The sequence below is a fragment of the Anaplasma marginale str. Florida genome (assembly GCF_000215485.1).
Taxonomy (GTDB): Bacteria; Pseudomonadota; Alphaproteobacteria; order Rickettsiales; family Anaplasmataceae; genus Anaplasma; species Anaplasma marginale.
Genome location: NZ_AFMS01000057.1, coordinates 1 through 997 on the forward strand (window position 1 = coordinate 1; position 997 = coordinate 997).

General features: G+C 48.7%; 1 pseudogene. It reads right to left on the reverse strand.

The features are described from left to right. Positions 1–997 (reverse strand): annotated as a pseudogene (locus GAC_RS01660) (hypothetical protein); the annotation flags it as partial.

The following is a 997-nucleotide window of genomic DNA, read 5'->3' on the forward strand; positions in this document are numbered from 1 at the left end:
GGGCGCACTACCGCAGTTGGTACCTGTGCAATACTCATACAATGTTCCACGCTAGCATCTTTACTGATGTATTGACGACCTGCTACAAAACCTAAGAAGCCTGCTACAAGTACCATATAAGGTACAAACACATAGGGAGGGGTGACTTGGACGAGGAAGACTGCTATTACGAGAGCAAGTATACCAATACTGTATAGCCACATTTTGGATATACCGCTATTCATTGCACGCTGGGCAATTGATCTGCGTGCTGCGGTTTTTACAATAGCGTGCCTTTGCTGTTCTGAAAGGCTGAGGGGCCTGTATTGCGTCTCAGGATCTCTACTGAGCTCGTCCTCAAGCCTGCGCTCCACCACATTTTCCCTAGTATCAGGCTGAAATCTGCTTAGGAAATGGTGGGCATGTTCGTCAATTGCTGCCTTAAATGCAGACTCACAGCTGCTAAGTGGCAGAGATGCGCCAGGCTCTTGATAATCACTGATGCCGTAGGGGGTAATACTGCAAGCCTGACTAAAGTTGTCGATATAAACATTGCGAACGCGGATGGGCACGTTGTAAATTCTTAGTAAGAGCCTGCTCAACTCTCCAGATGTGGCGCTGGGGCCGGGCAAAAAGTCTATGAGGCATGCCGCAGATTCTGCCAGCCGTCCATTGCGCAAAAATTCTCGTATGTATAGTACCCTCGGCAAAAAGGATTCATATACCACCTGTCCCATGCGCTCATGAAGTTGCCTCAGGTGTTGAATGCCTGACAGCGAACTCAATATTTTAGATTGCGCAGCCACGGCAAACTGGCTAGTGATCATGGTTTCACAGAGTTCGTTGAGCTCCAGTAAAAATTCCTTCCATTTCAATGGACCAGCCGATGCCCTGAAGCCCCAGAAGAGCGTCTGCAACTCTGCGAGAAGTATATCTGGGCGCTGCATCGCACGCGAGGCCTCTTCCTCATCAAAAAAGTCATGAGAGGTGCGTATCTTGCCCTCACCGACATTTAATA